This is a genomic window from Psychrosphaera haliotis, from assembly GCF_039523615.1.
Taxonomy (GTDB): domain Bacteria; phylum Pseudomonadota; class Gammaproteobacteria; order Enterobacterales; family Alteromonadaceae; genus Psychrosphaera; species Psychrosphaera haliotis.
The window spans coordinates 59375-84456 of record NZ_BAAAFQ010000007.1; the positions used below are offsets into that span (position 1 = coordinate 59375).

General features: G+C 40.1%; 25 protein-coding genes. 10 read left to right on the forward strand and 15 right to left on the reverse strand.

The features are described 5' to 3' along the window. Nucleotides 1-119: 119 nt before the first annotated feature. The 4 genes from prpB to ABD009_RS09790 form a co-directional block, all read right to left on the reverse strand. Complete coding sequence (gene prpB / locus ABD009_RS09775; RefSeq protein WP_343824961.1) at nucleotides 120-998, reverse strand: methylisocitrate lyase; 879 nt, start codon at nucleotides 996-998, stop codon at nucleotides 120-122. A gap of 53 nt (nucleotides 999-1051) precedes the next feature. Beyond that, nucleotides 1052-1723: a GntR family transcriptional regulator gene (locus ABD009_RS09780; RefSeq protein WP_330997856.1), complete on the reverse strand. Its 672-nt coding sequence runs from the start codon at nucleotides 1721-1723 to the stop codon at nucleotides 1052-1054. Between the two features lie 161 nt (nucleotides 1724-1884). Continuing rightward, a complete protein-coding gene (locus ABD009_RS09785; protein ID WP_343824963.1) occupies nucleotides 1885-3195 on the reverse strand; it encodes an alpha/beta hydrolase-fold protein in 1311 nt (436 codons plus the stop codon). A 20-nt stretch (nucleotides 3196-3215) separates the two neighbouring features. After that, the gene (locus ABD009_RS09790) at nucleotides 3216-4088 is read right to left on the reverse strand and encodes a peptidylprolyl isomerase (protein WP_343824965.1); all 873 of its coding nucleotides are present in this window, start codon (nucleotides 4086-4088) and stop codon (nucleotides 3216-3218) included. Nucleotides 4089-4195: 107 nt separating this feature from the next. Between ABD009_RS09790 and ABD009_RS09795 the strand changes: the two genes are divergently transcribed. Beyond that, nucleotides 4196-5272 (forward strand): mechanosensitive ion channel family protein, encoded by a 1077-nt coding sequence (locus ABD009_RS09795; RefSeq protein WP_343824967.1) that lies wholly within the window; start codon nucleotides 4196-4198, stop codon nucleotides 5270-5272. 168 nt (nucleotides 5273-5440) lie between these two features. Here ABD009_RS09795 and ABD009_RS09800 read toward each other — a convergent pair whose 3' ends face one another. The 8 genes from ABD009_RS09800 to cyaY all read right to left on the reverse strand — a co-directional run bounded on the left by ABD009_RS09800 (nucleotide 5441) and on the right by cyaY (nucleotide 12736). Then, the gene (locus ABD009_RS09800) at nucleotides 5441-6661 is read right to left on the reverse strand and encodes a heme biosynthesis HemY N-terminal domain-containing protein (protein ID WP_343824969.1); all 1221 of its coding nucleotides are present in this window, start codon (nucleotides 6659-6661) and stop codon (nucleotides 5441-5443) included. Then, nucleotides 6654-8078 carry a uroporphyrinogen-III C-methyltransferase gene (locus ABD009_RS09805; RefSeq protein WP_343824971.1) on the reverse strand — a complete coding sequence of 475 codons (1425 nt, stop codon included), beginning with the start codon at nucleotides 8076-8078 and terminating at the stop codon, nucleotides 6654-6656. The genes ABD009_RS09800 and ABD009_RS09805 overlap by 8 nt, the downstream gene beginning before the upstream one ends. 7 nt (nucleotides 8079-8085) lie before the next feature. Beyond that, a complete protein-coding gene (locus ABD009_RS09810; RefSeq protein ID WP_343824973.1) occupies nucleotides 8086-8913 on the reverse strand; it encodes a uroporphyrinogen-III synthase in 828 nt (275 codons plus the stop codon). A gap of 3 nt (nucleotides 8914-8916) precedes the next feature. Further along, entirely contained in the window at nucleotides 8917-9858 is a 942-nt protein-coding gene (gene hemC, locus ABD009_RS09815; protein ID WP_155696492.1) for a hydroxymethylbilane synthase, read from the reverse strand. Nucleotides 9859-9945: 87 nt separating this feature from the next. Then, complete coding sequence (locus ABD009_RS09820; RefSeq protein WP_343824976.1) at nucleotides 9946-10377, reverse strand: DUF2914 domain-containing protein; 432 nt, start codon at nucleotides 10375-10377, stop codon at nucleotides 9946-9948. A gap of 9 nt (nucleotides 10378-10386) precedes the next feature. Beyond that, nucleotides 10387-11559, reverse strand: coding sequence for a vWA domain-containing protein (locus ABD009_RS09825; protein ID WP_343824978.1), 1173 nt, complete (start codon nucleotides 11557-11559; stop codon nucleotides 10387-10389). Nucleotides 11560-11562: 3 nt separating this feature from the next. Then, nucleotides 11563-12399, reverse strand: a complete 837-nt coding sequence (locus tag ABD009_RS09830; RefSeq protein ID WP_343824979.1) for an AAA family ATPase — start codon at nucleotides 12397-12399, stop codon at nucleotides 11563-11565. A gap of 22 nt (nucleotides 12400-12421) precedes the next feature. Further along, nucleotides 12422-12736, reverse strand: coding sequence for an iron donor protein CyaY (gene cyaY, locus ABD009_RS09835; RefSeq protein WP_155696488.1), 315 nt, complete (start codon nucleotides 12734-12736; stop codon nucleotides 12422-12424). A gap of 71 nt (nucleotides 12737-12807) precedes the next feature. Between cyaY and lptM the strand changes: the two genes are divergently transcribed. The 6 genes from lptM to ABD009_RS09865 all read left to right on the forward strand — a co-directional run bounded on the left by lptM (nucleotide 12808) and on the right by ABD009_RS09865 (nucleotide 18521). After that, on the forward strand, nucleotides 12808-13008 hold the full coding sequence (gene lptM / locus ABD009_RS09840) for an LPS translocon maturation chaperone LptM (protein ID WP_155696487.1): 201 nt from the start codon (nucleotides 12808-12810) through the stop codon (nucleotides 13006-13008). Nucleotides 13009-13096: 88 nt separating this feature from the next. Next, a complete protein-coding gene (lysA, locus tag ABD009_RS09845; protein ID WP_343824982.1) occupies nucleotides 13097-14347 on the forward strand; it encodes a diaminopimelate decarboxylase in 1251 nt (416 codons plus the stop codon). 13 nt (nucleotides 14348-14360) lie between these two features. Continuing rightward, the gene (dapF, locus tag ABD009_RS09850; RefSeq protein ID WP_343824984.1) at nucleotides 14361-15191 is read left to right on the forward strand and encodes a diaminopimelate epimerase; all 831 of its coding nucleotides are present in this window, start codon (nucleotides 14361-14363) and stop codon (nucleotides 15189-15191) included. Next, the gene (locus tag ABD009_RS09855) at nucleotides 15188-15844 is read left to right on the forward strand and encodes a DUF484 family protein (protein ID WP_343824986.1); all 657 of its coding nucleotides are present in this window, start codon (nucleotides 15188-15190) and stop codon (nucleotides 15842-15844) included. Before dapF ends, ABD009_RS09855 begins: the two co-directional genes overlap by 4 nt. Before the next feature lie 4 nt (nucleotides 15845-15848). Next, complete coding sequence (xerC, locus tag ABD009_RS09860) at nucleotides 15849-16781, forward strand: tyrosine recombinase XerC (RefSeq protein WP_343824988.1); 933 nt, start codon at nucleotides 15849-15851, stop codon at nucleotides 16779-16781. Between the two features lie 81 nt (nucleotides 16782-16862). Next, complete coding sequence (locus tag ABD009_RS09865) at nucleotides 16863-18521, forward strand: response regulator (RefSeq protein WP_343824990.1); 1659 nt, start codon at nucleotides 16863-16865, stop codon at nucleotides 18519-18521. Between the two features lie 89 nt (nucleotides 18522-18610). Here ABD009_RS09865 and ABD009_RS09870 read toward each other — a convergent pair whose 3' ends face one another. The 3 genes from ABD009_RS09870 to greB form a co-directional block, all read right to left on the reverse strand. Then, nucleotides 18611-19561, reverse strand: a complete 951-nt coding sequence (locus ABD009_RS09870; RefSeq protein ID WP_343824992.1) for a GyrI-like domain-containing protein — start codon at nucleotides 19559-19561, stop codon at nucleotides 18611-18613. A gap of 107 nt (nucleotides 19562-19668) precedes the next feature. Further along, the gene (locus ABD009_RS09875) at nucleotides 19669-22005 is read right to left on the reverse strand and encodes a Tex family protein (RefSeq protein WP_343824994.1); all 2337 of its coding nucleotides are present in this window, start codon (nucleotides 22003-22005) and stop codon (nucleotides 19669-19671) included. A gap of 25 nt (nucleotides 22006-22030) precedes the next feature. Further along, the gene (gene greB / locus ABD009_RS09880) at nucleotides 22031-22513 is read right to left on the reverse strand and encodes a transcription elongation factor GreB (RefSeq protein WP_155696480.1); all 483 of its coding nucleotides are present in this window, start codon (nucleotides 22511-22513) and stop codon (nucleotides 22031-22033) included. Between the two features lie 189 nt (nucleotides 22514-22702). On the opposite strand from greB, the gene ompR reads away from it, so the two are divergent. From ompR to ABD009_RS09895, 3 genes are read left to right on the forward strand one after another with little or no spacing between them, the layout of a single operon-like run. Beyond that, nucleotides 22703-23422 carry an osmolarity response regulator transcription factor OmpR gene (ompR, locus tag ABD009_RS09885; RefSeq protein WP_343824998.1) on the forward strand — a complete coding sequence of 240 codons (720 nt, stop codon included), beginning with the start codon at nucleotides 22703-22705 and terminating at the stop codon, nucleotides 23420-23422. 22 nt (nucleotides 23423-23444) lie between these two features. Continuing rightward, nucleotides 23445-24752, forward strand: a complete 1308-nt coding sequence (gene envZ / locus ABD009_RS09890; protein WP_343825000.1) for a two-component system sensor histidine kinase EnvZ — start codon at nucleotides 23445-23447, stop codon at nucleotides 24750-24752. Nucleotides 24753-24770: 18 nt separating this feature from the next. Beyond that, entirely contained in the window at nucleotides 24771-25016 is a 246-nt protein-coding gene (locus ABD009_RS09895; protein ID WP_155696478.1) for a hypothetical protein, read from the forward strand. Nucleotides 25017-25082: the final 66 nt, after the last annotated feature.

Below are 25082 nucleotides of genomic sequence, written 5' to 3' on the forward strand. Positions count from 1 at the left end.
TAAATTTATTCATGTTGAGCGCCTTATTTACGACGCTTTATTATTTTTTAAGCGAGCCAAAAATTGACTCACTTTTTATCTAGTTGTACTAATCAATATTTATAAATTGACTGTTTTTATTACTTATTTTTGCCTTCGGCAAATAGTGAATCTAGCTTTTGCTCGTAGTCGTGATACCCAAGGTAATCATACAAGTCCATACGAGTTTGCATTGAATCTACTACGGCTTTTTGATCGCCATCGTTCAAAATATGTTTATAAACATTCTCAGCAGCTTTATTCATTGCGCGGAACGCACTTAATGGATAAAGAACCATGTCGCAGCCCCATTCACCTAGCTGTTCTTTGTTCCAAAGTTCAGTTTTACCAAACTCTGTGATGTTCGCTAGAATTGGCACATCTAACGCATCAGAGAATGCACGGTAATGCTCTTCTGTTTGCACAGCTTCAGCAAAAATACCGTCGGCACCGGCAGCAACATACGCTTTAGCACGGGCAATAGCCGCTTCTAAACCTTCTTGTGCAAAAGAATCTGTACGCGCCATGATGAAAAAGTCTGGATCAGTACGAGCATCAACCGCCGCTTTTATACGGTCAACCATTTCAGCAGTAGACACGATTTCTTTGTTAGGACGGTGACCACAACGCTTTTGCGCCACTTGGTCTTCCATGTGAACGGCAGCTGCACCAGCTTTTTCCATATCACGAATGGTTTTGGCAATATTAAATGCGCCACCCCAACCAGTATCAATATCCACCATTAATGGTAGGTCACAGGCAGATGTAATGCGCTGTACGTCAACAATAACGTCATTTAATGAAGTCATACCTAAATCAGGCAGACCATATGATGCGTTAGCAACACCGCCGCCAGAAAGGTAAATAGCTTGGTGGCCAATTTGTTTAGCCATCATTGCTGAGTACGCGTTAATTGTGCCTACAATTTGTAGAGGTTTGTTGTTTATTAATGCTTGGCGAAACTTCTTACCTGCGCTCATGCTGTTCTCTCTTTTTTGTTAAACCTGTTGATGACATTTAATAGCAATGTCGGTTAATTTGATTGCATCGAGATTAATTTGTTCTCGATATTATTTTTAGAATAAAGGATGTGTCGACGCATTAGCATTTCAGCGAGTTCTTCGTCGCGGTTACTAATGGCCTGAACAATATGTTTGTGCTCATCAAAAGCAGTAGTGACACGAGGGCCTGCCATGCCTAGTTGCACACGATACATGCGAACTAAATGGTAAATTCCGTTAATGAGCATATCGATCAAATGCTGATTTTTACTGCCTAATATGACACGGTAATGAAAGTCTAAATCGCCGGCTTCTTGGTAATAAGACTCGCCATCTTTAACCTTGTCAAAATGTTTGCTGAGGAGTTTGTTAAGGTCGGCAATTTCTTTATCCGTCATATTTTTAGCTGCTAGCCTGGCGGCCATACCCTCTAAAGATTCGCGGACTTGATAAAGCTCGATTAAACCTTCTACCGATAACGTTGCAACACGAGCGCCCACATTGGCTTTGCGTTCAACTAAAAAGCTAGACTCCAATCGGTTCATAGCTTCGCGGACAACGGCTCGGCTGACACCATACTTTGTCGACAACTCTGCTTCGCTCAATTTTTGTCCAGCAGCAAGGTCGCCTTCAACGATATCCGCTCTTAATTTAATAAAAGTCTTGTCTGCCGCGGTAACTGGCTGTTCAAATGGAAGTGTAATTTTGCCCACAATCAAACTCTAGGTTTTGTAAATTGTAGACAATATAGGGGCGAAGAGTAAAAAAATCAAACATTAGGACAAAATTTAATAGCTAGAATATTTGGGTTGTCGACAAAACTGTATTGAGAAATTGACAGCTTTGCCTTTCGTTAAAACGGGCTCTATGGTTTTAAGCCGTTTATTTCCCATGCTGACCATTTGTTTAATTTAGCTAACTCCTGCGCGCGCAGGTACATGGCTTTTGCGAGTTCAGGTTTATTCTGTGCTTGCAGTACATCAGCCTTAGCTTTGTACCATTCTGGCATTTTTTTAGCGGCGAGTTTTACTTGTGCAATAATCGCATCGGCTTTACTAAGCTCACCGGTTTTTATTAAACCATTGGCGAGCTGAATAGCGACTTGCGCGTGTGAATTTGGGAATTGTTTATGGACAGCGTTAAGGATTTCAGAAATTTTATCCGTTTGTTCTGACCAAAAAACATATTTACTAAATTGGTAAGCTTGTAACCATTCAATTTGAAAGCCAGCCCATTGAGTGTTTATTGATTCAAAATATTTCAGCACAGCTTTATAATCACCCAACGCCGCAAGCTCACCGCCGTCTTTGCCATATTCAGGTGCCAAAAACTCTAAGCCCTTTAGTAGCGCAGGCAATGCGGTGGAAAAGTGGTTTTCTTCAGGTATAGACGCAAAGGTCCAGTTATCTATCGCTGGATTTACTTTTATTGCGGCAACTAATTCTGTAACGCCCATGCCTTGTTCATTCGCAACGGAAATAAACAATGGCTTTTTATGAGTTGTAGCTGAGTTTGAAGCGTCTATTGAAGCAGCTGGTATTTGTTTAAATCGCTGAATAATAGACATGTCGTCATACCAAACACTTGGGCTCATGGCTAAAAAAGCACTAAACGGTGAGCTCGAATTTAAGTAGTTATTGAGCACAAATAAGCCACCTAAAGAATAGCCAGCTATGGCCCGTTTATCGTTGGTTCTAAACGCTTTATCTATAATTGGCACTAGCTCTGAATTAACGTATTGGTCAAACTTCTGAATACCGCCATATTCTGGCTGTGCTTTGTTTGATTGAGCCGCATCTGCATCTTCATTTTTAACTGTGCCAGGGCCAATCGACCACGTTGTATGATACACGTAGTCAGGATCACTTAAGGTCGCAACGCCAACCACAATCATAGGTGGCATTTTTCCCATGCGAGTTAAATGTTTAATGGTGCTGGCTACATGTAAAAAGTGAAAGTCAGAATCAACGATGTAAAGAGTAGGGTACTTTCGTATAGTGCCTTCGTAGCGTTCAGGCAACGACACTTGGTACTTGCGAGGCGCATTAAGCACTTTAGAGTTATGCCAGTACTCTTCACCTATCACGACTTTAGAAGTGTCTGCTGCATAGACAGATTGACTGCCCGACACCAATAGAAGTAATAACCCTAGAAAAGCTAAAAGTGAAATATGCATGATAGAGCTCCGGCTTATCGTTAACCTATTTTAATACTTGGCTGATAATAACAAACGTCAACATTGCCATTGCCCGGGTATACCAAAAATGGGCCAGGGTTATGTTTGGCATTGTTAATTCGTTTGATAAACTTATCAGACTTAGTATTAGCAATACGAATGTTTTTTTGTTGTGCTTTTAATAACGATGAACCAATAGCCGCACTAAGTATTTTTACTTGTTCAGATTTAGGTTTAACAATGCCGCCTTCTGCTCGTTCTCCGCGATTCATTGCTTGCACAATTGACATGCCATGAACAACTCTGCCAATTACTGACATGTTTCTATCGAGATGGCGAGGTGCTTGTCCAATAACAATATAAAACTCAGTAGACGATGAATCTGGGTCGTTGTTTCTAGCCATCGCTACTGCGCCAGGGCAATGTAATAACCAACGCTCTTTTGTAGAAGGGTCTTGGCCTGCAGGGAAGTTATGCCAGTAGCCTGTTTCAGGTGCGAGCAACGCAGGCGATTGCACAACTTGAAACCCCGATTGCTCACTACTCACGTTGGTAAATTCAGCCGATATAGAACGACGAAAATTCGATTTTTTACTGACACCCTTTTCATAATCCATTTCGCCAGCTTGAGCCACAAAACCATCAATGACTCGATAAAAACTTTGGTTATGGTAAAAACCTTCAGTTACTAAATTTGAAAACTGTTTGGCGGCCATTGGTGACTGTAAGTCAGTTAATTGAATAATAACTTGGCCAATATTGGTTTCCATATAAACAAGCGACGATTGCTCTACAGGAAGGTACTCCGGCTCTGCGTTAGCGCTAGTTGAAAATGCCATAAACTGACTGGCGATAATAGATAGAGTGAAAACAGCAGCGGTCCAAAGTTTCATTAATTTGCCTTAATTATTATTGATGTTGGCTTATCACGGTTGCGTAACCGTGGTTTTTATATAACCTAACGTTATTCTTAAAAAAAACAACTGGAAGATTCGCAAACGTGGACTTAGTAAAAGACTTTTTTAATCCAGATAATATCTACTTCATTGAGCTAATGACGCTGACAGTAACGGCAATTACGTTATTAGTACTTCGCGCGGTGAAAAGTAAGTTACATGCACAACCTCAAAATAAAATATGGGGAGCCAGTTTGTTTTCGCTTTACCTTCCGGCAAAGTCCTTTCTAATTTTCCTTACTTTGTGGCATGCGCTTAAACTTGTGAATCAGTTTTGGGTACTCAAATTAGGTCTATCTGAAATGCCAGTAATACCGCTTCTTATTGCGGTTCATATGAGTTGGTTTGGCTTTAGAGTCGTAAATACATTGGAGTTTGCGTTTCTAGACTCTTCTGAAACGGGTCGATTAGATCAAACGGCCATTATTGGCGTTGCTAAAGTATGTCGATTATTGCTCATGGTAATTTTAGCCATTGTTGCATTTGATTTACTAGGTTTAGATGCCAGTGGCTTAATTGCCTTGGGCAGTGTATCAGGTGCCGCATTGGCGTTTGCCTCAAAAGATTTAGTATCAAATTGGTTCGGCGGCATCATGTTATACATGGATAAGCCTTTTAAAGTTGGCGACTGGATTTGCTCACCAGATAGAGAAATTGAAGGCACGGTTGAATACATTGGCTGGCGAATATCTAAAATTCGAACTTTTGATATGCGTCCGTTATACGTGCCTAATGCCATGTTTAATAATATTGCTGTGCAAAACCCGTCAAGAATGACTCACCGTCGTATCAAAGAAACCATAGGGGTGAGATACGATGACATCAAGCAGGTAAACGCCATTGTTGAGGATATAAAAACCTATTTGAAAGGCTCAGAACATATTGCTCAAGACCAAACTATTATTGTTAATTTTAACGGATTTGGCTCATCAAGCTTAAACATCCTCGTTTATTGCATGACAGTCACTACGTCTTGGGTAACCTTTCATGAACATAAGCATACCGTGCTGTTAGCCATTGCGGATATTGTTGAGCAACACGGTGGAGAGTTTGCGTTCCCAACTCAAACATTACATGTAAACGCTGAACTTGAATCAGGACCTGAGCCGGAAATTAGATAGTAACTATCATTTAGTAAGTATCCGTTAATAAGTATCAGTTAGTAAGTATGAGTTGATAAATATATGCTGGTAACTATGAGTTAGTAAGTATCCGTCGCTAGGTAAGAGTTATTCGATATCGCCCAGTAAGCTAAACCATTTTAGGCCTAGCTTACAGGGGATTATTCACTAAAGTGAGTGATACACTTCGAGGCTTTTTTGTGTTTCGCCTAACAATGCAAGTTCTTGCGCAAACAGTTTAGTGTCAGTAGCGTTGTTTTGGCTGTACACCACTTTCTGTAAAGCTTGTTTAGCCAGTTGATGATCTCGCTGACCGGCTGCTAAATATCCTAATAATGTTAACAACTCTTTGTCGTCGGGCGAATTTACTAAGTGTTTTTGCACTCGCCCAAATAAAATATCCATTTGCACAGAGTGATTAAGTTGATAATAGCGGCGGATTATATTTAGTATAAATTTGTTATTCAGAACCTTCTTTTGCTCTAAAATTATCGATTCTACTTTGTCCGATTGTTGTGCTTTTGACAGTGCAGACAAGTAAGCAAATAGCAGCGCAGGTAATTGTCTATTAGACTTATGCAGCCCTTGCCACGATTGTTCCAACTGATTTAAAGACTTCTGAGCTACGAATGAAGAAAAACCTCTTTCAAACCAAGTTGTAAGTTGTGTCTGCCAAGCTTCAAAAACAGGCTCTGAGCTTTGCTTTTTAATTTGTTTATTTAGCTTTGGTAGCAATTCATCAACTTCTTTCCAGTTATGTTGATAAATATTCACCTCTAGCCATAACTGTTGAAACGCAATGGTTTGCTTCAATACGGGCGTGCTAAGTGTGTTTAATAGTTGTTCAGCTTGCTGATAGTCTTTGGATTGACAAGCCAATACTAATTGAGAAAACGGCACGTTAGACTTATCAAAGGTTAGATTATTCGCATCGTCTAAGTTAGATAACTTTAACTTTTCTTGAACATTCTTAGTCACTGTTTCGTTATTTGCATGAGCGGCACACACTAAGCTCAACGCTTTTGCAGATTCAATTCGGTCGGTGCGACGAACTTTTAAAAATTCCTCTGCGGCTAAATCCCATTGACCTAATGACATAAGGTTTAAGCCATTTTGATAAAAACTGGTGCTCTTTTTTGCATGAAACTTTTGCCACCACTTACTGGGCCAAATTAACATTAAAAATAGATATTGAATCAGCTTAACCACAACGTAAATTGCGACAGCGATAATGATCAATGCCGCGATAACTTGAAAGACAGAGCCTTCAAGAGTCCAGTTAGCAAACGAGATTAAAACGTATCCTTGCTCGCCAGTTAGGCTCGACGCAAAAAGAAATGCACAAACAATGAGTGCTAACGCCAGCAGTTTTTTTAGCCAACTATTCATTGCCGGCCTCCGTGATGCTTTGTAGATTTAGTTGTTGTGCAACGTAAGCTTTTAAAATAGGTTGTGTTGTTAAACCTGCAGGTAGCTGCAATTCAACTTGTTTGTTTTGAATTGCTTCAAGTGTGGTAATTGCTGAAATAACCGCTGGGCTAGATAAATCAAAATATTGGCGTAACCAAGTTAAAGACTGATCAATACTGGTTTGATAAATTTTTTGTTTGTAATTTAGACTCGCGTTTTGCGCTGCCAATAACTGACTCGTAACATTAGCTCTAACAAACCATTGTTGTTTAGGCGGTAGTTCAGGTTCAATTGGCGTATCTCGACGAGTAATGGTGACAAAGTTACCCATAAATCGCTCAACGCTATTTGCTAGGTTTTGCTTCCAATCACTGATGTCTTCCGAAACTTGTGGTTTGCTTTCATTAGCGACAGGATCTGGTGTGTATTTTCGAGCTAAAGGTAAAGTTTCTAACTGGCTTATAACGCCAGATATCGCTAAAAATGAAGACTCTGTATCAGGTTGAACAATGCTATTTAAAACCGCTATGTCTTCACTAATCGCAGTGCGAATGTAAAACACACTTGGATCTTGCATTGCCACTAATCTTACGTTGGCAGCTAATAACAATTGTACAGCCGTTGCAGTGTCTTTTTCGATCAATAAGCGGTGCTCTGCTAAGTTAACCAAGTATAAACTTTCCGCTGCGAGCCATGTATTTGGTTGGCTTTGGCCTAATTCTTTAATTCGATTATTAAGGCTTTGCAAACTTTGCTGAGTATTAAGCACAAAGTCATTGCCACGCTGTTGATTCAGTTGCAATTGTGCCAAGTTATCTTGAACGTTTTGTAACGTATTTCGAGTTTGTTGATAGCTTTGTTCCGCAAGCGTTTTTGTTTGCTCTAAGTCTTTTTGTTGGGTTTGCGTAAATTGCTGAGCTTGCCACCATAAATATGCCACACCGGACACTGCAACAAGGCTAAATAGGAATGCAAATAAAGCTAACCAACTAAATGGTTTTTTAGTTTTGTTTACCGGTACACGAGATGAAGTATTGTGTGTTGAACCTGAACCTGAACCTGAACCTGAACCTGAACCTGAACCTGAACCTGAACCTGAACCTGAACCTGAACCTGAACCTGAACCTGAACCTGGAGCCGGCTTCACGTCTGGCTTAGAGCTTGATGGCTTTGTCTCTTGTCTTGAAGGCGTAGGCTTTGAAGTTGCTTCTGATAATGCTGCCTGAGCTTTTAATTCTGCTTCTAGCTTTTCTATTTCAGCGTTGGCCTTTGCGGTTTTTTGATCGGCTTTGCTCTTTTTTTTGTTCTGCTCATTGCTCACGTCAGACTGAGTGTTCTTTTCTACTTTTGAGTCTGCACCCGCTTTAGGTGTTTTATTGTCCTTGCCTTGCGCCATAATCGTCTCACTTCGCCAATCGTTGGATACTATTGATAATAGAAGAATTGTTCATTTGTTCACAGATAATAATACGAGAATCATCAATTCCCTTTGTCTGTAAATATACCTTTATTCGAGGGCTAAAAACTAGCCATTGCCATTTATTTAAATATTGGGGGAAGTTCTCCGGATTACTGAGCGCCCCATTGTTAGTCTTACTTAAAGCTAGCTGCAATCCATTTACCAGTGCGTTAGCAATATCAGTGCTGGTGGCCAATAGTGTTTGAATGTCTGTCCAAGGCACAGGCAAAGCTTTAAGATCATTCGGGATTCGTTTGTAAAGTGACCACTCGCTTACGTCAAATCCTTTTTCAATTAAAGTGTCTTTAATCAGCTCACGGCCATCATTACCTTTAACAATAATCACGCTTTGCATTCTATTGGCATGATTAAATGGAGCCATGGCTAACAAGCCGTCGCTGTCACTTTGAAGTGGGTAATGGATATTTGTTTTTGGAATTGTTAATAACTGAGCTAGGTACTCCGCTGTGCCTTCACCTACCGCAAATAGTTGTTGGTGACTTTTAGCTGCGTTTAATAACTCTGGGTATTGGCTAATAGCCTCAAAAAACTGCTTAACCGCATTTTTACTAACGAAAATAAACAGGGTGTTTGATGATAGTAACGCATTAAAAATAACTGAAGGTTGCGGTGTAGGTTCAATGGATATAGCAGGGCTATGGATTGATGAAATGTTAGATTCATCAAGTAAAACAGTCAGTTCCTCGCCCATTGGAGTAGGGCGAGTATTTAGTAACTGAATAGATTGAGGTTGCTCGTCTTGTGAGCTCATTCACTAACCTTCGGCGTAAACGGCTTTCAAAATTACGTCAGCCCCTTGCGCTAATAATTTGTTGGCAAGTTCAGCACCTAATGCTTCGGCGTTAGACACAGGACCTTCAATGGAATCACGAATAATGGTTTTACCGTCTAAGCTTCCCACTAGGCCTCTAAGCGAAATGGTATCGCCCTCTATTTCTGCATAGCTACCAATTGGTACCTGACAGCCACCTTCAAGTCCGCGGTTCATGGCACGTTCAGCCAAAACTCTTGCTCGTGTTGGTGCATCTTCAAGTGCCGCTAACAATTGTTTAATTTCTGTGTCATTACTACGACATTCAATACCCACGGCACCTTGCCCGTTAGCAGGAAGTAATAACTCTGTAGGTAAATACTGTTTAATACGCTCAGGCATTTCTAATCGAATTAAACCGGCTGCTGCTAAAATAATGGCGTCGTACTGACCTTCATCAAGCTTACGTAAACGCGTATTAACATTGCCTCTTAAGTCTTTAATAACAAGGTCTGGACGTAATGACTTTAATTGACATTGGCGGCGTAACGACGACGTTCCTACTACCGCACCTTCTGGTAATTCATCAAAGTTAGCATGGTGGTTACTTACAAACGCATCACGAGGGTCTTCTCGTTCGCAAATTGTGTTTAGCATAAGTCCGTCAGGGAACTCTACAGGCACGTCTTTCATTGAATGAACTGCAATGTCTGCACGATCTTCCAACATGGCTACTTCTAGCTCTTTAACAAACAGGGCTTTACCACCAATTTTTGCCAAAGGAGTATCTAAAATTTGGTCGCCTTTAGTGGTCATCGGCACTAATACAACATTAACCGAAGGGTGAGCAGCTTCAAGCTGCGCTTTTACATAATAAGCTTGCCACATAGCTAACGCGCTTTCACGGGTGGCGATTCGAATTTCGGTTACAGAAGTCTGGGTCATAAAATAACTACTAACGGTTGGATTAACATAAGAAAGTGTCGCTAAGACTACCAGTTTTAGCGACACTTCTAAATAATAAAGTGTGGATTAATAGGTAAAGGTTGTGCTCGCGATTACTCGGTTTTGCTCATCAACCGCCTCGACCAACCAAGTGCCTTTTAGGATTGGTACTAAATTTTTACTCGAGTAAGTACGCCATCTATTTGAACCAATATTTAGCGAAACCTCGGCCTGTACTTTACCATCCAAAGACCAGCGGTGAGTGATGCTTTGCCCTGATAAGTCAGTTACTTCCGTAAAAAAGTAAACTTTAGCAGTATTTTCATCAATGGCTGTGGCGTTAAGATTATCCACCGGTTCGCGATCAGTCACCTCAGTGGTTAATACCGCTCGCTGAATAAACTTATTAGATAATTGGCCAGTCTCTTTCGCGATTAAATGAGTAGAGCCTAGCAGGGCAATGAGCCCAATAAAAAAGCCAGCTATGCGAGTCGATGTCACATTATTTTTGTTATTCATAAAGAATCCCTAACTTAAATGTTTAATTGCTCGACCAATTCCATCTACCGTCAATGGAAACATCTGATCTTTAACGAGTTGCCTCATTAAACCAATAGAGGCGTAAAATGACCAATGCTGCTCTTCTTGTGGGTTTAACCATGCAACTTTGTCAAAGTGATTAAGTACTTTGTTCATCCAGTCGGCACCAGACTTTTCATTCCAGTGTTCTACGGAACCGCCAGGCATCATAATTTCATAAGGACCCATAGTGGCATCACCAACAAAAATGACTTTGTAATTACTTCCGTAAGTCCTAATTAACTCGTCTACATCTAGGCCTTTGTCATAACGTCTGGCGTTATCTTTCCAAACTTGCTCATAGAGACAGTTGTGAAAATAAAAGAACTCTAAATGTTTAAATTCACCGTGTGCCGCGGCAAAAAGCTCTTCGCAGATATGAATATAATCGTCCATAGATCCACCAACGTCAAAAAACATCAACACATTTACTGCATTGTGTCGTTCGGGTTGGGTTTTTATATCTAAGTAACCCGCATTGTTAGCGGTGGCTCTTATGGTTTGTTTTATATCTAGCGTTTCACTATTGCCTGTGCGGGCAAATTTACGCAGTTTCTTTAAGGCTAATTTGATGTTTCTTGAGCCAAGGGCGTTGTCTTTATCAAAGTTTTGGAATTCACGTTTATCCCAAACTTTAACGGCTTTACGATGACGACTTTCGTGTTGGCCAATGCGCACACCTTCTGGATTGTACCCGTAGGCGCCAAAAGGCGATGTGCCACCAGTACCAACCCATTTGTTACCACCGGCATGACGCTCTTGCTGTTCTTTTAAGCGTTCTTTCAAGGTGTCCATCAGTTGATCCAGACCACCTAAAGACTTCAGTTTAGCTTTGTCTTCATCGCTTAATTGCTTTTCAAACTCTTTTCTAAGCCAATCTTCAGGAATGATGTGTTCGCTTAAATCAATATTTTGCACGCCTTCAAAGTAGTCGGCAAAAGCACGATCGAAACGGTCATAGTGGATTTCGTCTTTTACTAGGATCAACCTTGAAAGATGATAGAACTCTTCAACATTGGCAAAAATAACACCCTTTTTTACCGCTTCAATTAAGTCCAACAGCTCTTTTAAAGATGTTGGGACCTGATACTTTTTTAGCGTTAGAAAAAAATCGATGAACATAGCTTAGCTTTTTCTTCTGCTCATAAAGGCCAGTTTTTCTAATAACTGTACGTCTTGCTCATTTTTAAGCAACGCGCCAAATAAAGGCACCACGCTTTTATCTTTATCTAGTAACACTTCTTGTGATACGTCGTCGGCAATTAACAGTTTTAACCAATCAATCAATTCTGATGTTGACGGCTTTTTCTTTAGGCCATTTAATTCACGCAAATCAAAAAACACTTCTAGTGCTTCGCGAAGCAAAGTGGCTTTAACGTCTGGGTGATGAACATCAATGATTTTTTCCATTTCTTCACGAGTTGGAAATTGGATGTAGTGGAAAAAGCAACGACGTAGAAATGCATCCGGTAACTCTTTTTCGTTATTTGAGGTAATGATAACGATAGGTCTTTGTTTAGCAGCAACTAGCTGTTGAGTTTCATAAACAAAGAATTCCATTTTATCGAGTTCTTGAAGCAAGTCATTTGGAAACTCAATATCGGCTTTATCTATTTCATCAATTAGCAAAATAGGGCGTTTATCAGCTTCAAAAGCTTGCCACATTTTACCTTTTACAATGTAGTTGCCAATGTTATGCACACGCTCGTCGCCAAGTTGGCTGTCTCTTAATCGTGAAACGGCATCGTACTCGTATAAGCCTTGTTGAGCTTTAGTGGTGGACTTTATATGCCATTGAATAAGCTCAGTATCGAGTGCTTTTGCTAACTCTTCAGCCAACTGGGTTTTACCCGTTCCAGGCTCACCTTTAATTAAAAGTGGCTTTTCAAGCGTAATAGCAGCGTTTACCGCTAAGCGAAGTTGTTCTGAAACAATATAATTATCAGTACCGTTAAAAACCATGCTGTTGATATCCTAACTGCGATTAACTAAAAGAAATGGCGGTGCCAGCTTGTTTAGTGCCAGCGTCATTTAATAGTGTGAACAGCTCTACGTCGGTACGATTATCTATCCATACGCCATCTTTATATTCAAAGTGATGACCGTTAAATTTAGTGGCTACCCAAATTTGATGAAGAGGCGCTTGTTTGTTAATAATGATTTTTGTGCCATTTGGAAAAATCACTTCTAAAATGCCGCCGGCCGTCTCGTAATCAAGATCAAAATCAATTTCGTCAATGTTGTCTTGAAGTTGATTTAAAAGGTCATCGGCTAATTGATGATATTGGCTGTCATTCATAGTAGTTTCCTATTGCATTTACGGATTATGATGCGATTATAGGCGGCAATTAAAATAGATACAGTAAAAACATGACTAGTCGACTTAAATCCCGCATTTTCAACGTCTCGCCTCTTATTGCCGTGTTATTTTTAGCTGGCTCAATAACGGCCTGTGGACAAAAAGGTCCGTTGTATTTACCCGGCGATAAACCGGAGAAGCCAGTAGAATCAAAGGCTGAAGAAAAAGAACAACCGTCTACTGCAAGTAAACCGGTAACTTCAACCCAATAAAACCCTTAATCGGTTTTGGTATATATACTAAATAAAAAGTATAACCGATTAATAAAACAAGAACTTATAAAAGATAGAGCTTAGTACTGTGGATTATTTTAACTTTACCAACCGTCGCCTTCTTGCCGAAAACGTAGACTGTCAGCACATTGCTGAGCAGTTTGGAACGCCCTGTTTTGTCTATTCAAAATCAACAATTGAGCGCCATTATTTGGCATTTGATGATGCGATGAAAGGTTACCCTCATTTAATTTGTTATGCCGTAAAAGCGAACTCAAACATTGCGGTTTTAAACGTACTTGCAAAAATGGGCTCTGGTTTTGATATTGTTTCTGGTGGCGAATTAGCAAGAGTCCTGCACGCCGGTGGCGAAGCAAGTAAAGTTGTATTTTCAGGCGTTGGTAAAACCGTAGAAGAAATTAAGTACGCATTAGACGTTGGCATCAAGTGTTTTAACGTAGAGTCAGAAGCTGAGCTACAACGAATTGCTGCAGTCGCTAAAGAACAAAATAAAGTGGCGCCTATTTCCATCCGAGTAAATCCTAACGTTGATGCTGGTACTCACCCGTACATTTCTACAGGACTTAAAGAAAACAAATTTGGTATTGAATTAGAGCAAGCAATTTCACTCTTTGAATGGGCAAACCAACAGCCATCATTAAGTGTGCAAGGTGTAGATTGTCACATTGGCTCGCAGCTTACTGAAATTGCTCCGTTTTTAGATGCACTTGATGCGCTAATTGACCTTATTGGTAAATTGCAAAGTAAAGGTATTGAATTAAGCCATCTAGATTTAGGTGGTGGTTTGGGCGTTCCTTACAACGGTGAAGCGCCGCCTCATCCAAGTGAATATACTGCCGCTCTTATGTCCAAGTTAAAGGCTTACCCTAACTTAACTATTATTTTTGAACCTGGCCGTGCCATTATGGCCAACGCAGGGATCTTGTTAACCAAAGTAGAGTATTTAAAGCAAAACGCGGACAAGAACTTTTGTATAGTTGATGCTGCAATGAATGATTTAATTAGACCTGCGCTCTATTCAGCGTGGCAAAAAATTGAACCTATTCACCAGCAAGACCTACCGGTTAAAAGTTATGACGTGGTTGGCCCAGTTTGTGAAACTGGCGACTTCCTTGGTAAAGACAGAGAGTTGTCGGTAATGGCTGGAGATATTTTAGCCGTGCGTTCAGCGGGGGCTTACGGCTTTACAATGAGCAGTAATTATAACTCTCGTCCAAGAGCTGCGGAAGTCATGGTAGATGATCAAAACGTTCATTTAATTAGAAAACGTGAAACCATTGAGTCCTTGTGGCATGGTGAGTCGGTAATCACCGATTAATTTGGGAAATAAAATGTTGTTAAATTTTACAAAAATGCATGGTTTAGGTAATGATTTCATGGTGGTAGACGCCGTGACGCAAAATGTATTTTTGTCTAAAGATCAAATTAAAGCGCTAGCGAATAGAAATTTTGGAATTGGTTTTGACCAGCTACTAATGGTTGAGCCTCCTTATGACCCAGATTTAGACTTTCATTATCGGATATTTAATTCAGACGGTACCGAAGTTGCTCAATGTGGCAATGGTGCGCGTTGTTTCGCTAGATTTGTTCAGCTGAAAGGCTTAACAAATAAGTCAGCCATTAAGGTAAGTACTAAGTCTGGCAATATGGTGTTGTATCTTGAGGGCGAAGATAAAGTGACGGTAAATATGGGACGACCTGTGTTTGAGCCGAAACAAATTCCCTTTATCGCCAATCAGCAAGAAAAAACGTACTTGTTAAAAACGAGTCAAAAAACAGTAATGACAGGCGTGGTGTCGATGGGCAATCCGCATTGCGTTATTGTGGTTGATGACTTAGATGATACTGATGTATTGGCTTTAGGAGCAGAGTTAGAGCAACATGAACGCTTCCCTGAGCAAGCCAACATTGGTTTTATGCAAATTATTAACAGTGAACATATTAAGCTAAGAGTCTATGAGCGAGGTGCTGGTGAAACCTTGGCTTGTGGTAGCGGAGCATGTGCTGCTGTGGTAGTTGGTCGAATTCAGGATTTACTTGGCAGCAAAGTTCAAGTAGATTTACCGGGTGGAAGCTTACATATTCGTTGGCATGATGAATCGTCACCGGTCAAGATGACTGGTCCAGCGCAATATGTGTTTGATGGACAAATACATTTATGAGTAAACTCGTTACCCCAAATCTAGATGATTTGGTTTTAGATGCTGACTTAGTAAAGGAATACCTAGAGCAAAATCTAGATTTTTTTGCTAAGTACCCAGAGTTAGTAAATCAACTGCAGATCACGCATGTGTCTCGCGGTGCGGTTTCGCTATTGGAAAAACGCCAAGAAATGCAGCGTGCTAAAATCACTCAGCTAGAAGAAGAGCTAACCACCTTAATTGGTAACGCTCGGGTTAACGAAGTTATTTTTAAAGCGATTAGTGAAATTTATATCGCTCTGGTTGGCTGTAACAGTATTCAGCAATTAGAAGATACAGTTAACAAGATTTGCCAAGAGCATTTATACCTTGTTCAATTCAGACTGTTACAACCTCAAGACGAAGCCTACCTGCACTTACAAGCTAAGCTGGGTGATAGAGGTACTTATTTAGGCCGAGTTTCTCAAGAATTAATGGAAGTGGTTTTTGATGAAAAAGCGCATTCCATTGCCTTAATTGAAGTGGTTCATGAGTCTGAAGATACCGAAGAAATTTTTGGAATCGCAGCCTTTGGCGCCAAAGATGCCGACCACTTTCAACCACAAATGGATACTTTCTTTATTCGAGAATTAGCGCGTTTGTTAAGCCGTCATTTTGTTCATTTAGTTCGTTAAAACCATGCCTTTTGAATTGGAAGAATATCCAGTGTCGCTGGGTGTTCCTCTTCAGCGTTATCTCAACTACCTTAAAAACGAGCGAGGTTATTCTCAGCATACCCTTGCCTCATACACTCGAACACTTTGTCATTTGTGTAAGCACCTACTAGAAAACCAGATAAACTCATGGGTACAGGTAAAGCCTGATGATTTAAAAGGCTGGCTAATGGTCTTTAGGAAGGAGCAATTAAAGCCTTCATCAATTCAAGCAAAGATTTCCGCATCGAAAGGTTTATTCAAATATCTATTGCAAAAGCAGCTAGTTAAAAACGATCCCAGCGAATTACTTATGGCACCCAAAGCGGGTAGAGCCTTACCTAAAAATCTTGCAGTAGATGAAATGGACGTTTTGCTGTCTTTTGTACCTGAGACCACCATTGAATATAGAGACAAAGCCATGTTAGAGCTTTTTTATAGCAGTGGTTTACGACTCTCAGAATTAGCAACGTTAACGATTGGCAATATCGACCTAGCAGAAAAGCAAGTGAGAGTATTGGGTAAGGGAAAAAAAGAACGAATTCTACCCATCGGTCGAATGGCCGTTAAGGCTTTATCTGATTGGCTGTCAGTTCGTATCGAAATTAATAAATATCAATTGGATGCGTTGTTCTTAAGTCAGCTAGGAAATTCAATATCGGTAAGACAAATTGATCAGCGATTGAAGCACTGGGCCAAGAAACAAGGGATTCATAATATCGTCCACCCTCATAAATTACGACACTCCTTTGCCAGCCACATGTTAGAGTCTAGTGGCGATTTAAGAGCTGTGCAGGAGTTGCTTGGGCACGAAAATTTGTCTACAACGCAAATATATACGCATTTAGATTATCAGCACCTGGCGTCGGTTTATGACAGTGCTCACCCTAGGGCTAAAAAAAAGCCAAATAACAAATAAGATTAATATGTTTGCTAATTTAGGAACTATAATACTCAGTCTTATAAAGTAACAAATACCCGAACGGAGACCCAGAAGTAGATGGAGTTTGAAGGATTAAAATCGATTGAAGAGCTTAACGTATTAATAATTGATGACAATTTACTAGTGCATGATTTATTAAAGCGAGCGCTTTATGACCTAGAAATACGAAATGTCATGTGTGCGGAAAACGCTTATTATGGGCTTAGGTTATGCGCTCAAACTCGATTTGACGTGGTTATTTGTGCTTTTAATGTAAAAAGCGATAAAGATGGTTTTCATATTTTAGAAGAAATGAAATTTAAAGGATATGTCTCAAAAAGTACAATCCTCATATTTTTAAGCTCTGAAACCGATGAAACATTAGTTAACAGTATTTCTGAACTTCACCCCGATGACTTTTGGGTAAAACCATTAAACACAGGCCACGTAATAAAACGTCTTTCCTATGCGATTGCGGTTAAGCGCAAGTTATTTAACGTGTTTGAATGTATAGATAATCGTGATTTTGGCAAAGCTATTTACTACATAGAACGCCACCTACTAAATAAAGACTTAAAAAAATATCATATGCAACTCATGCGCATTAAAGGCGAATGCTTGTTGTCTTTAATGGAATACAATGACGCTGAGGAATACTTTAGAGAACTCCTCACGTTAGGAAAAAACTCTTGGATGTACCTTGGTTTTGTAAGCGCTCTATTAAAACAAAACAAAATTGAAGAAATTAAAAAACTTCTGGAAAATTTAACTACGAAAGTGGAAACCCGTTTTGCCACTTACGACTTATTGGCTCAGTTTTACGTTGAAAATGAAGATTTTGTACAAGCTTACGAAACTATTAAAAAAGCCGCAGCACTTGCACCTCGAAATATTGCACGAAACAAAAAGGTATGGGATTTAGCAAGGTTAAATCATGATCAGCGCGAGCAGTATAATGCTACCTTGATGATGGCTAAACATGCCAAAAAGTCTATTCACGACTCTCCTGAACTATTATTGAATGTCATGCGTTCTTGTATCGACTTAGCATTGTCTGTAGACGCTGCAGAGTCATTTGAACTGTTAAGCCGAGTAGATAAGTATATTGCTGAGCTTGAAGCCGACTACGATGATATAAGCCACTTTAAAGAGCAACTTGTTATAGTGCGAGCAAGAGTGTTGACTGCAAGGGAAGAGAAGTCCAAAGCAGAACGTTTGGTGGAGCTGCAGGTTTCATTACGTCCAAACAATTCATTGGAAGACAACTTAGACAAAGTAAAAGTGTTCCATGAAGTAGGCATGAGAGAAGAGGCCTTAGATTTATTAGAGGCGGTTAAAAAGCAGATAGCATGTGACTCTCTGGCTGGGGCAGTAACCAGTAAATTTGTTGAGCAGGAAGCAAAAGAAAAGTCAGAAATTCATTTTACTCCAAAGCAACTCAATAGCATGGCAGTAGAGTTTTTTAAGAAGAAAAAAATGACGCCAGCATTGCGTTCACTTGAGCAAGCACTTCAGCTTACACCTCGAAATGTCAAAGTGGCGCTGAGCCTCTTAAAGGTATTGGTTGCTATTCATCGTAGTGAAGGTTTGGATGACTCACAGAAAGAGCTAGCATCAAATACGATAAACGCGTTACATGTTGGTGATCTTGATGATACCCAGATGATTCATTTTAATGAAATTGTGAATGAGTTAGCGTCGGCCATTGATGAAGGTAAAGCGACCGCTATCAGCTAACGTATAAAAAACCTTAAAGTTTCAGTGGAACATAAAAGAGCCAAGTTAATTAAAGGTAATAATTATTTGGCTCTTCTAAAACAGTATATCTAGCTTTTTACAGGCAAAATAATACTAGTAAGCAATTCTTCTTCCGCTACACTTTTAGGCGAGTTTCTATAAACCTCATAGTCTGCTACACCCTTTAAAGATTTTAACTTAGCGTACTGCTGATAACCTTTTGCGGTTGCCCAGCCGTTAGACAAATAGTTGTAACTACCAGTATGATCAACTTGCAAACCGTCATGTTCTGGAATTTCGCCAAATACCATATTGGTAGGCACATCAAAGCTTGGTTTATTAAAATAAGCAAAGGCACCGGTTAATTCACATTCGCCAGTAACAAAGTCGAACTTGTGGGAAATAGTCACCATCATGTCTGGCAACGGAACCTTTTCGTCAATCAACTGCTGAAAGCAAGGTCCCATGACTTGTTTAATGTCTTCAATGTTGCACTTGTGCCTAAAGCCAACATAATGAAAGCCTTTCTGCTTTTTAATGCCTTGTACCTCTACAGAAGACTGCACGCTACCGCTTTCAATATACTCTTGGAGCATATTAAGGCCACGATCGTAGTCAAAGCTTATAAATGCGATCATCATCTTTTTCATAAAGAATAAGAAGAATGGCAAGCTGCCTTGCATTAACCAGTTCACTTTTGTTGCTTCTTCTCCGCTGTCCGTAGTGATAGCTTCAAAGGTGAATTGAGTTTTTGATTTGCTTTTCCAAGGTTTGAAAAACTCGAGGTCATAACTTAGTTGTTTATCTGCAATAACCTCAGTTAATATCATTTGGCCTGAACCAATTCGCTCGCCATCCCAGTGCTGTTTGTGGTTCTCTTTGCTAGGCTCGCCAGTAACGGTAACTGGACAGCTAGGCTCTTGAATGATCCACGGAGACCAGGCATTCCACTGGTTAAAATCGCCAACAATTGCCATCACTTCACTAACAGGTCGATTGACGGTAATTGAACGCGTCAACGAAAATCCAATTGAAAACATACTGACTCCACTTTTTATTTTATTATCAGAGCGCATTTATCAGTAAGATGAGCGCTTAGCGAATAACTAATTGTTAATATTTTGTCTAACTATTATCTATTTGTGAATTACTTTTTTTTGGCATTCGCAAAGGCGTCAGCAAAAGCACTGTTAACCATGCCACCAAATGCCCCATTGTTTTGTTTATTCTGCTTTTGCGCCGGTGCTTTTTTCTGTTGAGCTCTATTTTCAGTTGGCGCTTTTTTATTGGCGTTTGCTGGTTTAGGTTGTTCCTCTAAACGCATCGTTAAGCTAATTCGCTTTCTGTTGACGTCAACTTCCAACACTTTTACTTTTACAATATCGCCTGCTTTTACAACTTCTGACGGATCAGCAACAAACTTATCTGTAAGTGATGAAATATGCACAAGACCATCTTGGTGAACACCTATATCTACAAAGGCTCCAAAATTAGTAACGTTAGTGATCACACCTTCTAAAATCATACTAGGCTGTAAGTCACTAACTTTCTCAACGCCTTCCTTAAAGGTTGCCGTCTTAAATACAGGTCGAGGATCTCGGCCAGGCTTTTCAAGTTCTTTTACAATGTCTTTAATGGTCAATAAACCAAAAGAGTCGTTTATATAGTCGTTTGCATTTAAAGACGTTAAGAAGGCGTGGTTTGCAATGATATCATCAACGGCACGGTTATGGGTTTCTATTATATTTTTAACGACAGGGTAAGCCTCAGGGTGAACCGATGAAGCGTCTAATGGGTTATCGCCATTCGCTATTTTTAAGAAACCAGCACATTGCTCAAAAGCCTTTGGCCCTAAGCGCTCCACTTTTTTGAGTTCTTTACGGTTATTAAAGCGACCATGTTCGTCTCGGAATTTAACAATGTTATTAGCAAGTGTTTTGTTTAGACCAGAAACTCGCGTAAGCAGTGGCACTGATGCTGTGTTTAAATCTACGCCTACAGCATTAACACAGTCTTCTACTACTGCTTCTAAGCTTTTTGATAATAAATTTTGACTAACATCGTGTTGATATTGGCCAACACCAATAGACTTAGGCTCTACTTTAACTAGCTCTGCTAGAGGGTCTTGTAAACGGCGAGCGATAGATACCGCGCCACGAATAGATACGTCTAAGTCTGGGAATTCATTGGCAGCAAATTCGCTTGCTGAATATACTGATGCACCCGCTTCGCTAACCATGATTTTGGTTAAGTTCAGCTCATTGGCTTTCTTAATAACCTCAGCGGCCAGTTTATCTGTCTCTCTTGAAGCTGTGCCGTTGCCAATAGCAATCAATTCAGCTTTGTGCGTACGAGCTAAATGCTCAATCGTACGTATAGACTTGTCCCAATGGTTTTGAGGCTCATGTGGGAAAATGGTCGCGGTATCTAAAAGTTTACCTGTCTTATCAACAACGGCAATTTTACAGCCGGTTCTAAATCCAGGGTCAATACCAATGGTCGTTTTGGCACCAGCAGGCGCCGCCATTAATAAATCACTTAGGTTTTTAGCAAATACACGAATGGCTTCTACTTCTGCCTTTTCGCGTAGTTCGGTCATTAATTCATTTTCTACAGACAAAGATATCTTTATTTTCCAAGCCCACTGAACAACGGTTTTTAACCATTTATCCGCTGGTTTTTGATTAAAGTTTAAATCAAAGTGGTGAGCAATAATGGCTTCACAATGTGACTCACGAACTGGCGCTTCCGCACCTGGGTCTGCATTTAGTGTTAGTTGTAATACGCCTTCATTACGACCTCTTAACATAGCCAATAAGCGGTGCGATGGCACTTTAGTGGCGAGCTCTGAATGTTCAAAGTAGTCTTGAAACTTTGCGCCTTCTTTTTCTTTGCCCGCAATAACTTTACTTTCAAGGTGGCCATTTTTACGTACGGTACGACGAATCTTATTCAGCAAGTCTGCTTCTTCCGCAATACGCTCCATCAAAATAAACTTAGCGCCGTCTAGTGCCGCTTTCTCATCGGTAATAGTGTCGTTAAAGTACTTAGTCGCTTCTGCTTCAGGATTAAGCATTGGGTTATTAAACAGGTCATTAGCCAGTGGTTCTAGACCTTGTTCTTTGGCAATTTCACCTTTTGTACGACGCTTTGGTTTATAAGGTAGGTATAGGTCTTCTAAGCGAGTTTTGTTGTCGGCGGCTAATAATTTAGTTTTTAATTCTGGAGTTAACTTGTCTTGTTCAGTAATACTTTTAATTATAACGGCACGTCGGTCTTCAAGTTCTCTTAGATAGCTTAATCGACTGTCTAAGTTACGAAGTTGAGTGTCGTCTAGTCCGCCGGTTTTTTCTTTACGATAACGAGCAATAAAGGGAACAGTGGAACCTTCATCAAGCAAGGCTACTGCGGCCGCAACTTGTTCTGATTTAACGGCTAGCTCTTCTGAAATTTGATTGATAATCTGGGTGTTAACTACAGTCATAAAAATTTTATTCCAACAACTTCATTTAATTTGGTTTGGCAGGGTATGCGATAGTATTGATAATCCATACTTTCTTGCCGCTTGGGGTGTTCACTTCAAACTCATCATCTACCGATCGTTTTAGACACGCGCGTGCCATTGGAGAGTCAATGGAGATGTAATCTTTGCGGCCATATATTTCGTCAGGGCCAACAATTCTGAAAGTTAAAAGCTCTTCTTGTTCGTTTTCGATTTCAACTAATGCGCCAAAAAACACTTTGCCTTCTTGCTGAGGGGAATAATCAACAATTTGAAGGTCTTCTAGTCGTTTTCTTAAAAAACGGATGCGTCGATCTATTTGCCTAAGCAATCGCTTGTTTTCTTTGTAATCTGCATTTTCTGAGCGGTCACCAAGGCTCGCTGCCCAAGTAACTTTTTTGGTGACTTCCGGTCGGGTTACCCGCCATAACGTATCCAATTCAGCTTGCAGCGCAAGGTATCCTTCGCGAGTAACTAAGTTTGTATTCATAGAGTTCAAGTTAGTTTCGATTAGTTGATCATTGTAGCAAGATTATTTAAATCAAGGCTACAACAAACGGTTTTTGGTACGTTTTATACACAACTGACAAACTTTGTAACAACCAAGTTGGCTTGGTGCTTTGGCAATCCATGCATTTTACTTTATATTCGGACTTGTTATAGGCACATAGGATTTGAAATGGAACAGGAAACGACAAAAATATTAGTAGTAGATGACGACATGCGTCTGCGCAGCTTATTAGAGCGCTACTTACTGGAACAAGGTTTTATCGTAAGAAGTGCAGCGAATAGCGAGCAAATGGATAGACTACTAGAGCGTGAAAATTTCCATTTATTGGTGCTAGACCTAATGTTGCCTGGTGAAGATGGCTTGTCTATTTGTCGCCGTTTACGCCAAAACGAAAATGAAATTCCAATTGTTATGCTAACGGCTAAAGGTGATGAAGTTGACCGTATTATTGGCTTAGAACTCGGCGCCGATGATTATTTACCAAAGCCATTTAATCCAAGAGAGTTATTAGCAAGAATTAAAGCAATACTACGTCGTAAATCCAAAGAGCTGCCAGGTGCTCCGTCTACGGAAGAAGAAGAAGTAAGCTTTGGTGACTTTACCTTAAACTTAGCAACTCGCGAGATGCGCAGTGGCGATAAAATCATGCCATTAACCAGTGGAGAGTTTGCGGTATTAAAAGCCTTAATTAATCACGCCCGTGAACCTCTGTCGCGAGACAAGTTAATGAACATGGCTCGAGGTCGAGATTATTCAGCGCTTGAACGTAGTATTGACGTACAGGTGAGTAGGCTTAGAAAGATGATTGAAGAAGATCATACTAAACCTCGTTATATTCAAACAGTTTGGGGTGTGGGTTACGTTTTCATACCGGATGGTAAAGGTTAGTGATATTTTTAAAGGGGCTTAAATGAGATTGTTACCGCGCAGCGCATTTGGCCAAACGGTTTTTCTTTTAGGCTTTGTACTATTAGTAAACCAAGTGGTGTCGTATTACAGCGTTGCGTTATATGTCATTAAACCTAGCTATCAGCAAATAAATAATTTACTGGCCAAACAAATTAAAGTGCTGTTTATTGCTGATGACCGTGAATTCATTATTAGTGCAGACTTGTCTAAAAAATACTTAGAAGCCACCGATATTAATATTCTAAATGAGCGTCAGGCTATTGAGAATGGCCTCAATGACGCGGAGTATTATCAACACTTTTCTTCACAAATGTCCGAACAACTTGGTGGTCCTGCGGAAGTTAGAATATCCCAAGGGGATATGTTTTATGTTTGGATAAGACCACCTCAGGCTCCTCATATTTGGGTCAAAGTTCCCTTAGACGGTTTTCAAAAGAAAGATTTATCACCACTACTCATTTACCTGATTGCAATAGGTGTGCTCAGTGTTGCTGGTGGTTGGTTATTTGCGCGTCACTTAAATCGCCCTATGCAATCCTTAAAACAAGCGGCTGAACAGGTTGGTAAAGGTGAGTTTCCACCGGAAATAAAAGCACAAGGCTCAGAAGAAGTCGTGGCGGTAACACAAGCCTTTAACCATATGTCTAGCGGTATTCAGCAGTTGGAAAAAGACAGAAGCTTTTTAATGGCAGGTGTATCTCATGACTTGAGAACGCCATTAACTCGAATTCGCCTGGCAACAGAGATGATGTCGCAAACCGAGCAATTTCTTCGAGAAGGCATTATCAAAGATATCGAAGACATGAACGCAATTATTGATCAGTTCATGGAATATATTCGTCATCATAAAATGGAAGAATTGGAGTTTTATCAAATTAACTGTTTAATTTCTGACGTTGTTGAAGCGGAAGAGGTCAACAGGCCACGAAGTTTTGAATTGAAGCTAGATGATAGCCTGCCAGCAATCACCATCAGGCCGGTGGCAATTAAACGTGCCATTTCAAATTTAGTGGAAAATGCGTTACGGTATTCATCTGATGAAATAATCGTCAGTTCATATTTAGAAGAAGATAAGCAACACATAAGCTTTGAAGTTTCTGATAAAGGGCCGGGTATACCAGAGCAAGATATGAAACGCTTGTTTGAACCTTTCACCCAAGGCGACTCAGCTCGAGGCGTGGAAGGAAGTGGTTTAGGCTTAGCTATTATTAAAAAGATAATAGATATGCATAACGGTAACATTGTCTTAATTAACAGAAAAGAAGGTGGTTTGACGGCTAAAGTTACACTACCAGTCAACATTAAATAGCATCAAGGAGTATTGGTTATGTCACAACAAGGTTCTGCTGGGAACGTTATTGCCGCTTTGTGCAATGTCTTTTTTCCAGGCTTAGGTTTTTTAGTTCAAGGTCGAATTTTAGCTGCTATCGTGACAGCAATGCTAGTGTTCGGTGGTTATGCGTTGTTTTGGTTAGTTGTACCAGCAATTATTGGCGGGCTTATCCACTTGTGGTCAATTATTAATGCCGCTACGTTTAAAGGCGACAGAGTGATTGTGGTTCGAGACGAATAAGCTTTTAGAAGAATCGTTGTTTCAAAAATAATTGTTTAAAAAAAATAGTTGTTTTAAACGAATCAT

Excerpts from the sequence above, each read along its gene's own strand:
- ABD009_RS09805 (WP_343824971.1), bottom strand. The coding sequence starts at position 8,078 with ATGGCGCAAGGCAAGGACAATAAAACACCTAAAGCGGGTGCAGACTCA.
- ompR (WP_343824998.1), top strand. The coding sequence starts at position 22,703 with ATGGAACAGGAAACGACAAAAATATTAGTAGTAGATGACGACATGCGT.
- lptM (WP_155696487.1), top strand. The coding sequence starts at position 12,808 with ATGACTAGTCGACTTAAATCCCGCATTTTCAACGTCTCGCCTCTTATT.
- ABD009_RS09790 (WP_343824965.1), bottom strand. The coding sequence starts at position 4,088 with ATGAAACTTTGGACCGCTGCTGTTTTCACTCTATCTATTATCGCCAGT.
- ABD009_RS09800 (WP_343824969.1), bottom strand. The coding sequence starts at position 6,661 with ATGAATAGTTGGCTAAAAAAACTGCTGGCGTTAGCACTCATTGTTTGT.
- ABD009_RS09785 (WP_343824963.1), bottom strand. The coding sequence starts at position 3,195 with ATGCATATTTCACTTTTAGCTTTTCTAGGGTTATTACTTCTATTGGTG.
- ABD009_RS09810 (WP_343824973.1), bottom strand. The coding sequence starts at position 8,913 with ATGAGCTCACAAGACGAGCAACCTCAATCTATTCAGTTACTAAATACT.
- ABD009_RS09875 (WP_343824994.1), bottom strand. The coding sequence starts at position 22,005 with ATGACTGTAGTTAACACCCAGATTATCAATCAAATTTCAGAAGAGCTA.
- ABD009_RS09825 (WP_343824978.1), bottom strand. The coding sequence starts at position 11,559 with ATGTTCATCGATTTTTTTCTAACGCTAAAAAAGTATCAGGTCCCAACA.
- prpB (WP_343824961.1), bottom strand. The coding sequence starts at position 998 with ATGAGCGCAGGTAAGAAGTTTCGCCAAGCATTAATAAACAACAAACCT.
- ABD009_RS09820 (WP_343824976.1), bottom strand. The coding sequence starts at position 10,377 with ATGAATAACAAAAATAATGTGACATCGACTCGCATAGCTGGCTTTTTT.
- hemC (WP_155696492.1), bottom strand. The coding sequence starts at position 9,858 with ATGACCCAGACTTCTGTAACCGAAATTCGAATCGCCACCCGTGAAAGC.
- cyaY (WP_155696488.1), bottom strand. The coding sequence starts at position 12,736 with ATGAATGACAGCCAATATCATCAATTAGCCGATGACCTTTTAAATCAA.
- envZ (WP_343825000.1), top strand. The coding sequence starts at position 23,445 with ATGAGATTGTTACCGCGCAGCGCATTTGGCCAAACGGTTTTTCTTTTA.
- dapF (WP_343824984.1), top strand. The coding sequence starts at position 14,361 with ATGTTGTTAAATTTTACAAAAATGCATGGTTTAGGTAATGATTTCATG.
- ABD009_RS09895 (WP_155696478.1), top strand. The coding sequence starts at position 24,771 with ATGTCACAACAAGGTTCTGCTGGGAACGTTATTGCCGCTTTGTGCAAT.
- xerC (WP_343824988.1), top strand. The coding sequence starts at position 15,849 with ATGCCTTTTGAATTGGAAGAATATCCAGTGTCGCTGGGTGTTCCTCTT.
- greB (WP_155696480.1), bottom strand. The coding sequence starts at position 22,513 with ATGAATACAAACTTAGTTACTCGCGAAGGATACCTTGCGCTGCAAGCT.
- ABD009_RS09865 (WP_343824990.1), top strand. The coding sequence starts at position 16,863 with ATGGAGTTTGAAGGATTAAAATCGATTGAAGAGCTTAACGTATTAATA.
- ABD009_RS09870 (WP_343824992.1), bottom strand. The coding sequence starts at position 19,561 with ATGTTTTCAATTGGATTTTCGTTGACGCGTTCAATTACCGTCAATCGA.
- ABD009_RS09855 (WP_343824986.1), top strand. The coding sequence starts at position 15,188 with ATGAGTAAACTCGTTACCCCAAATCTAGATGATTTGGTTTTAGATGCT.
- ABD009_RS09830 (WP_343824979.1), bottom strand. The coding sequence starts at position 12,399 with ATGGTTTTTAACGGTACTGATAATTATATTGTTTCAGAACAACTTCGC.